Source organism: Achromobacter sp. ACM04 (assembly GCF_014851465.1).
Taxonomy (GTDB): Bacteria; Pseudomonadota; Gammaproteobacteria; order Burkholderiales; family Burkholderiaceae_B; genus Achromobacter; species Achromobacter aegrifaciens.
On sequence record NZ_JACUZS010000012.1, the window covers coordinates 1 to 897 of the forward strand.

Below are 897 nucleotides of genomic sequence, written 5' to 3' on the forward strand. Positions count from 1 at the left end.
TTACTTCAGGATCTTGGCGACGACGCCGGCGCCGACGGTACGACCGCCTTCACGGATGGCGAAACGCAGGCCTTCTTCCATGGCGATGGGGGCCAGCAGCTTGACCGTCATGGCCACGTTGTCGCCCGGCAGAACCATTTCCTTGTCGGCCGGCAGTTCGATCGTGCCCGTCACGTCCGTCGTGCGGAAGTAGAACTGGGGACGATAGCCTTGGAAGAACGGGGTGTGACGGCCGCCTTCTTCCTTGGACAGGATGTACACCTCGGAGGTGAAGTCGGTGTGCGGGGTGATCGAGCCCGGCTTGGCCAGAACTTGGCCGCGCTGGACGTCTTCACGCTTGGTGCCGCGCAGCAGGATGCCCACGTTGTCGCCGGCTTGACCTTGGTCCAGCAGCTTGCGGAACATTTCCACGCCCGTGCAGGTCGTCTTGACCGTCGGAACGATACCGACGATTTCGAGTTCTTCGCCGACCTTGATCACGCCGCGTTCGATACGGCCGGTCACCACGGTGCCGCGACCCGAGATCGAGAACACGTCTTCAACCGGCATCAGGAACGTGCCGTCCACGGCGCGCTCGGGCGTCGGGATGTACGAATCCAGCGCAGCGGCCAGAGCCATGATGGCCTGTTCGCCCAGTTCGCCCTTGTCGCCTTCCAGCGCCAGCTTGGCCGAACCCTTCACGATCGGGGTGTCGTCGCCCGGGAAGTCGTACTTCGACAGCAGTTCGCGGACTTCCATTTCCACCAGCTCGAGCAGCTCGGCGTCGTCAACCATGTCAGCCTTGTTCAGGAAGACGATGATGTACGGCACGCCAACCTGGCGCGACAGCAGGATGTGTTCGCGGGTTTGCGGCATCGGGCCGTCAGCGGCCGACACGACCAGGATCGCGCCGTCCAT

1 protein-coding gene is annotated in these 897 nt (G+C 63.4%); it reads right to left on the reverse strand.

The features are described 5' to 3' along the window. A partial coding sequence (tuf, locus tag IB259_RS30830) for an elongation factor Tu (RefSeq protein WP_192331049.1) occupies positions 1-897 on the reverse strand: 897 nt, incomplete at its 5' end.